This is a genomic window from Candidatus Endomicrobium procryptotermitis, assembly GCA_031279415.1.
GTDB lineage: Bacteria > Elusimicrobiota > Endomicrobiia > Endomicrobiales > Endomicrobiaceae > Endomicrobium_B > Endomicrobium_B procryptotermitis.
The window spans coordinates 1-7372 of sequence record JAITIP010000002.1; the positions used below are offsets into that span (position 1 = coordinate 1).

The window sequence follows — 7372 nt, forward strand, 5'->3', positions numbered from 1 at the left end:
ACGGCCAGACCTTTTATTTTTTTAAAATTTGGCGCCAGCTGGGGCTGTGTTCTTTATTCATAATTATCGTGGTCCATTTTTATAAAAATAGAAAAATTTTTACCCCCCCCCCCCCCCGAAAAATCTCGGAGAAAATCCTATCAAATGTTATATACCATTCGTCATCTGTCTGACTTATAAATTTTTCTATAAATTTATGCTTATCTGATTTATTAAAAAATTTTTCAAATTCTTTGGATTTGTTTATCCAGTAAGTAAACTGTTTTATAAATTTTTTTATTCTCTTAAAATTAAATGTTGCCAAAGACGCCATCAGATATAAAAAAGAACTTTTTTGATATTTTCTAAAGAGTTCTAAAGATACGGAATAATCATAAGCGCATAAATATACGTCTTTTATTTTTGTAAAATCAGTATCAAATGACCAATTACTGCTTATTCCTAAGCTAATTAATATTTCAGTTTGTTCTATTTGTCTTTTTGCAATAACATATCCTCATCTTGATTATCACCCAACCTGATTAAATCATCTAATGCTATAGGTCGATATTTTTCAATTGCATACATGAAACCTCCTCAGAACAGCTTTTATTTTTTTACCCAGTAAATACGGATATTTCAGACTTTTGCAAAGCAATAAGTAAGGTTTTGTATATCCTATTTCAAGCATCTTTTTTTCTATTAAGTTATTTTCATTTAGAGAAGATATAAAATATAAATGCCCGCGAAGTCCGTAATGACGCGACAGTATTTCTTTTGCATAGTAATTTACATCTATACAGCCGTTAAAAACCTTATGCATAAGAAGAGGTATTCCGTTTAAATCAAGCAGTATTCGTTTCTGCATTCCTTCAAGAGCAAAGTTATCATTGTAGCCCCTGTATGAAACTAAATATTCACAAATATATTTGAGCTTTGATTTATCTTTAAGAATTGATAAAAGTATATATGAATGAACATAAGCCGTACCTATGAATTCATCTTTACCTTTTATATTGTCCCATTTAGCTTTTAAAAAAATTGTAGAGGATAAATATCCGAGTATCCCTGCAATGTTTTTGATTGCTTTTAGATATTTTTCTATCAGATTATTGTCTCCAAATTGAAATACGGTTGACGCAATGGGATTCTTTAAACATTTGTAGTAATACATAAACTTCATATTTATATTGCATACTTTCACATTACATAAATAAATGTCATATTGAAATTGAAGTTCCTGTATAATTTTTTTTATGCTTCCACAATTAATTATATCATCGCTTCCAAGTATCCAACAGTATTTCCCGCTTGATATCTCTACGGATTTCAAATAGTTGTTATCCGCGCCCATATTTTTGTCCCAGCGGAAATATATAATGTGCGGATGCTTTAATTTATAGCTTTCTACAAGCTCTTTAGTGTTGTCTTGCGAGGCGTTGTCGCTTATGCATATTTCAACTTTGTCTCTGTTGGTATTGTCGAGCTGATTGATTATGCTGTCAAGAGCTTCTTTTAAATATTTTTCGCGGTTGTAAGCCGGTATACAGATTGAAAGTTCGTATTGCAAAATTATGTCTCCTTAAAAATATTTTAAATTTCCCAAATTGGGATTGATAAAACATTGTTTCCTATCGGCATGGCGTTTGGATACATGCAAATAAGCGCTCCAGTTGCGATACTTTTAGTTTTAAAACTTTTTAACAAATTGAAATTTTTAAAATCTTTAAAATCGGGCGTTGATGTTTTTTTAACTTCTACAGGGTATAAAACGTTATTTTTTTCTATAATAAAATCTATTTCTTTTTGCTCGTTTTCGCGATAAAAATAAACGCTTTCTTCTTTTCCATTATGCCAATAAGATTTCATTATCTCACAAAAAACATAAGTTTCTAAAATCGCGCCGTTCATAAGCGCTTCAGGGCTGTCCCATTTGGTAAGGTAAGAGGCAAGTCCCGTGTTCCATAAAATAAATCTTTGGCGTGTTTACAATTCTTCTATTGATGTTAGGCGTATATGGTTCTAATATATACGCAAGTCCGCAGCGGGCAAGCGTTTCAAGCCATTTTTTTGTAGTTCTAACGTTTATTTCTACATCAGACGCTAAATTGCTGTAATTTAACTGCCCGCCTGTGCGGGACGCCACTGCGCGTATAAAATCATAAAATTGAACTTCATTTCTAACACCTATATCATCTGCAGCGTCTCTTTCTATATAAGTTTTTAAATAACTTCTGTAAAAAGTGTCTCGGTCAACTTTTGAATTTGTAATAAGTTCGGGATAAGCTCCATTCCAAATATTTTTAAAAACGTCTATGGTTTTTAATGATTTGTTTGAAGCGCGTTTTATGATTTTAAAATCAGGAACAAAAGGTTCTGATTCAAACGGTCTTTTTATTATCTCTTTATAGGACAATCCGAGCATATCTATTATAGCCACGCGCCCGGCAAGAGATTCCCTTATGCCTTTCATCAACTGAAAACACTGACTTCCCGTAAGCCAAAATAATCCTTTTTGCTTTGGATGGCTGTCAACATAAATTTTGATATAGCTAAATAGTTCCGGGCATATTGAATTTCATCTATAATAACAGGCGGGTTGTAAACATCTATAAAACCTTTAGGGTCGTTTTTTGCAAATTTTCACGCTGATAAATCGTCTAAAGTCACATACTTTTGCTCGTCAGTTTTTAATTTGTCTAAAATATAGCTTTTACCTATTTGGCGCATTCCCGTAAGTAAAAATACGGGAAATCCAGCGGATATTTTTTCAATATACGGTTTGATTGTGCGTTCTAAATCCACATTGTCCCCTTGTAGAAATCTTGCACTATACTACAATATTATCACAATATTTTGTCATTTTGTCAAATGTCATTGCAAATTTACAATTGCAACTCCTCCAAACCCTAAATAATTTATACAAGTTCTATACACTATAGTATAGAAATTGCATAAATAAAAAATATTGATTGAAAAATCATCAATATTTTTATAGCTTACCGCTGTCGTTTATTATTGTCTGCTTGAATATTTTATATGTTTTATACGGCAAAGCTATGAAGGTCGTAAAAATGAAAGAGGCTATTAGTCCTAAAAGTATTCCGTGTACACCGTATTTTATGGATAGAAAGTATTGGGCTGTAATGCTTATCAATGCCTGAATAGGCACAAAAATCCAAAAAATTTTTAAAACGTTTATGCTTTGCAAAAATACAGAAAAGGTGCTTGTCCAGATTATTAAAAAAGAGTATATGCCAAACAGCATAAAAATGACCGTTGATGGCGCTATATTAGTATTTGGAGCAAGAATTTTTATTATATTGTCAGAAAATATATAGAAAAGAGCGGCACCTGCGGTAATTATGAAAAATCCAAAAATTATGTACTTTACAATCATTTTTTTGATTACTAGAAACTGTCTATTGACATTTAATTCACTAAACACCGGCCAAGCAGCCATGAGTACAGCGGAGTGAATAGATAAAAGCAGCACAAAGAGTTTATTTAAAATATTGTATTCGGCTATGCTGGCCGCGTTTATAGTCTGAGACATTATTATATAGTCTATGCCAAGCGTTGCGGCCGCCATAACGGCAAAGCCGCTGAATTTTAACGATCTTGTAATCAATTCTTTTATATCTGGATAATTGATATTAAAAATACCGGCAAAGGTTTGTCTAAAAATTTTTATAAAAGGTATTGCAGCAATGGTTAATTGTGGAACACTAAATATTAAAAGAGCTGCCAATACATTGCCTTTTACAGGATAGTATCTGTTAAAAAGAACTATGGCAATCATTGAAACGGTATTTGCCAAAGCAGGAAAGATATTTGATATATATCCTTTTTGCAATGCGTAATAGACTCTGTATACGACGTTTGCAAAAGCAGTCAATATGAAAATAAATCCGAGTATTAAGATGATATTTGAATTTTTCACCGATTCGTAATTTACAAGCAGCTTATCCTGTATTACTCCTGAAAAACACAGCAGCGCCGCGCAGGAAACTATAAAAGCCGCGCATATAACTTGCAAAGCGGATTTGAGATAGCGGGTATAGCTTTCATTTCTTGCACGGCATTCGGAAATAAAGTTTTGTAGAGAAAATCCTATGCCCAAATCGCACAAAGCAAACCAGCCTATAAGAGAATAAACTATAGCGTATGCCGCATATCTTTCTTCGCCTAGATATAGTAAAAGCGTCCTGACGCTTATTATGCCTATCAACGCCGTAATAATCCTTGCTATCCACGCGCTTGCGGCGACAACTAAATGGCGAGGCGGATTTTTTAAATGATTTAATACTGCTTTAATTTTCTTCATTTTCAATATTTATTAATAATTTTGAAGTCCAATCTGCCAAAAAAATGGGTATATTTATCATATTGGCGTCTTTTTTTAAATTATTTAATGAAAAACATATTCTATATTTTGGGGAAAAAGTTTTTTCATATACGGAAAGACTTTTAGATGCCGCATTTGCAGACGATTTAACCTCTATTGGAATAATATAGGTATTGTTTTGGATTAAAAAATCAATTTCAGCTTTGCCTTGCGACGTCCAATATCTAGGAATAACTTCAAACTGCGCAATTAATGACTGCAAAACAAAATTTTCCCCAAGAGCGCCTTTAAATTCTGTATAAAAATTGTTGCCCAACAGGATGGTGTCTGAAGGCAATTTAGCAAGTTTTCTAAGAAGTCCTGCATCTTTAGAATAAAATAGTATAAATTTAAAAAAAATTATATATAAAATATACTAAGTCTGCAATGCCTAACTGATAAATTTTCGGAATTATCCCTTGATGTCTTGTTCTGTCATATCAAGGCAATATTATTGCCAAAATATTAATTATATTCTGTAATTGCTTCTTTCTCACAAAGACAGGCAAAAATAGCATAGAATATATAAAAAGTAAAAGACAGCTAAAAAGTAATCTCTGCCGTCTTTGCGAGGAAGAAACTATGTTTCTGACGAAGCAATCTAGAAATTAAAGCCGAGTTATTGAGATAGTTTCTATAAAGGTCATCCGATATGGATTGCTTCGTCGGAAATTTTATTTCATTAGGCTAACTGTAAAAAAGTCTAATATGTGTTTGAACTTTTACATTACTGTACTTTTAATAACTTCATTTATGCAATATTTGCGTTTTTGTCCATGCGAGTGTTTTATTTATGCCTTCTTTGAAATCTGTCTTAGGCTGCCAGCCGATAAGTTTTTTAGCTTTTGAGACGTCCGCTATAAAAACTTTCTGGTCGCTTTCTCTTGGGGAGAGTTTTGAATAGTTTAATTTTATCTCAAGAGTTTTGTTAAGAAAATCAAAAAGTTCAAGAAGCGACAGGCTGTTTTCAATCCCGCCGCCGATATTAAAGACTTGTCTTTTTGCTTTGTCCATATTTTCTATACAGGAAAAATATAAGTTAATCATATCGTCTGCGTGCAAAATGTCTCTGACTTGTTTTCCGTTTCCTGAAATTGTGAAAGGCTCTTTTAAAATACTTAATTTTTGTTTAACGGCTTTTTGGCAAAACCAGCCTATCCAGCCTTGGTCGTAAGTTGCAAATTGCCTTCCGCCATACATTGAACCGTGTCGAAACACTATGGTTTTTAAAGCATATATTCTTGCATAGTCAAGCATATACTGGTCTGCGCTTCCTTTTGAACAGCCGTAGGGGGAATGAAACTCCAACGGAGTGTTTTCGTCAAATCCGTTCGGTTTTTGAACGCAAACATAGCGCGTTTCTTTTTCTTCATAAGAATATTGTCTTAAATCTCCGTATACTTTATTTGTTGAAGAATAAATAATTGACGTTTCAGGACAATACTGCCTTACAGCTTCCAAAATATTAAAAGTTCCAAGCGCGTTTGTTTCAAAATCAAGTCGCGGATTAGTTATTGACACAGTCATAGCAACCTGCCCCGCAAGATGAAATATTGAGTTTGGCTTAAAATCTTTTATAATTTTTGCCAACATTTCAAAATTTTTTATATCCTCTTTTATAAAAGTAAACTTCCCTTGTTCTTTAAGCCATTTAAGATTTTCATCACAGCCTTTTCTATATAATGCGTCTAAAATAATAAGTTCGTATTTCTGTTTTAAAGCATGTGCCGCAAGATTACTGCCCAAAAAACCGCAGCCGCCGGTTATTAAGAGTTTCATTTTTGGTATTCCTCTGATATTAATTTTTTTATCCCGTCTTCAAAATTATATTTTGCTTTCCAATTTAATGAAGAGGATTTGTTAACGTCAAGAAGCATTTGTGTATTTTCTTCTTCTCTGTAAGGGACAGCGCCGAAATTGAGCTTAATATTTGATTTTGTTATTTCTTTTATTTTTAACGCGGCTTCTTTTATAGATATTGAAGTTCCCGAGCCTATTTCGTATTCGCAGCAGTTTTTTGTTTCTGTATTTAAAACCGCAAGATAGGCGCTTACTGCGTCGTCTATATAGACAAAATCTCTTTTTTGTCCGCCCGCCGTAAGATTAAATTCTGCACAATTTTTTATACAGCTTTCAATAAGAGAAGGAATAAATTTGTTTTTATCGTCATAAGGACCGTACATATAGGCGATTTTCATATTGATAAAATTAATTCGGTCGCAAAAGTATGCGCCCCATTGGGCAAATTGCCGTTTTGAAAGCGTATAATGGTGCATCTGCCCTTTTTTTGTATGGGGAAGCGTCGTTGCGGAATTAATGAACGATTTGACTTTATATTTTGCGGAAAGCTCTAAAAGCTCTAAAGGAAAATGCGAGTTTGAATATAATATTTGCGCCGCGCTTTCATTTTTTCTGCCGTAACAGGTCGCAGTATGAATAACTGCGTCTATATTTTTATGATTATTAAATATCCGTTCAAGTTCAGTTTTGTCTATATCATAACTTATGATATAGTCCGACAGGGCTTTTATGCGACAAATGTCGGAAAAACTTCTTTTGAGTATTATTATATCGTAATTGCTTTTAACAAGAGCGTTTAACAGGCTGCTTCCCAAAAAACCTGTTGCACCCGTCAGTAAAACTTTCATTTAGATTCCTTTTGTCGATTGTATGTCATCGCATTGTTCTCAATAATTTTTTTATTCCGTCCTCAAATTTTATTTTTGCCCGCCAATTTATTTTTTCATTCAGCGATATATCTGCCTTGGATTCCATTATCTCGCCTTTCCTATAAGCGACGTTGCCGAAATTAAAAATGCTTTTAGACGATGTCAATTTTTTAATCAGCATACAAGCCTCTCTTATTGACAGCGTCAAACCGGTTCCTAAATCCAGCGTAATCAATCGGTTGTATTTTTCGGGGGGGGGGGGGGGGGTAAGTGTATTTTTTAAAAAAGCGTGTATTACGTCGTATATATGTACGAAAAATATTTGATGTTTTCAAAT

The 7372-nt window shown here is 33.3% G+C and carries 9 protein-coding genes and 1 pseudogene; 1 reads left to right on the forward strand and 9 read right to left on the reverse strand.

Going from position 1 to position 7372, the window contains the following annotated elements:
* Nucleotides 1–79 precede the first annotated feature (79 nt).
* The 9 genes and pseudogenes from LBD46_00200 to LBD46_00240 form a co-directional block, all read right to left on the reverse strand.
* Nucleotides 80–304 (reverse strand): hypothetical protein, encoded by a 225-nt coding sequence (locus LBD46_00200; GenBank protein MDR2425598.1) that lies wholly within the window; start codon nt 302–304, stop codon nt 80–82.
* 249 nt (nt 305–553) lie between these two features.
* Entirely contained in the window at nt 554–1549 is a 996-nt protein-coding gene (locus LBD46_00205; GenBank protein ID MDR2425599.1) for a glycosyltransferase family 2 protein, read from the reverse strand.
* Between the two features lie 23 nt (nt 1550–1572).
* Complete coding sequence (locus LBD46_00210; protein ID MDR2425600.1) at nt 1573–1950, reverse strand: DUF4143 domain-containing protein; 378 nt, start codon at nt 1948–1950, stop codon at nt 1573–1575.
* Nucleotides 1898–2551, reverse strand: a complete 654-nt coding sequence (locus LBD46_00215; GenBank protein MDR2425601.1) for an AAA family ATPase — start codon at nt 2549–2551, stop codon at nt 1898–1900. The genes LBD46_00210 and LBD46_00215 overlap by 53 nt, the downstream gene beginning before the upstream one ends.
* 71 nt (nt 2552–2622) lie before the next feature.
* Nucleotides 2623–2784: a hypothetical protein gene (locus tag LBD46_00220; protein ID MDR2425602.1), complete on the reverse strand. Its 162-nt coding sequence runs from the start codon at nt 2782–2784 to the stop codon at nt 2623–2625.
* 187 nt (nt 2785–2971) lie between these two features.
* Nucleotides 2972–4306 (reverse strand): MATE family efflux transporter, encoded by a 1335-nt coding sequence (locus LBD46_00225; protein ID MDR2425603.1) that lies wholly within the window; start codon nt 4304–4306, stop codon nt 2972–2974.
* Nucleotides 4293–4712 (reverse strand): DUF4143 domain-containing protein, encoded by a 420-nt coding sequence (locus LBD46_00230; protein ID MDR2425604.1) that lies wholly within the window; start codon nt 4710–4712, stop codon nt 4293–4295. The genes LBD46_00225 and LBD46_00230 overlap by 14 nt, the downstream gene beginning before the upstream one ends.
* A gap of 497 nt (nt 4713–5209) precedes the next feature.
* Nucleotides 5210–6145 (reverse strand): annotated as a pseudogene (locus LBD46_00235) (GDP-mannose 4,6-dehydratase).
* Complete coding sequence (locus LBD46_00240) at nt 6142–7014, reverse strand: NAD(P)-dependent oxidoreductase (GenBank protein MDR2425605.1); 873 nt, start codon at nt 7012–7014, stop codon at nt 6142–6144. The pseudogene LBD46_00235 and the gene LBD46_00240 overlap by 4 nt, the downstream one beginning before the upstream one ends.
* Before the next feature lie 167 nt (nt 7015–7181).
* Between LBD46_00240 and LBD46_00245 the strand changes: the two genes are divergently transcribed.
* Nucleotides 7182–7361: a hypothetical protein gene (locus LBD46_00245; protein MDR2425606.1), complete on the forward strand. Its 180-nt coding sequence runs from the start codon at nt 7182–7184 to the stop codon at nt 7359–7361.
* Nucleotides 7362–7372 lie beyond the last annotated feature (11 nt).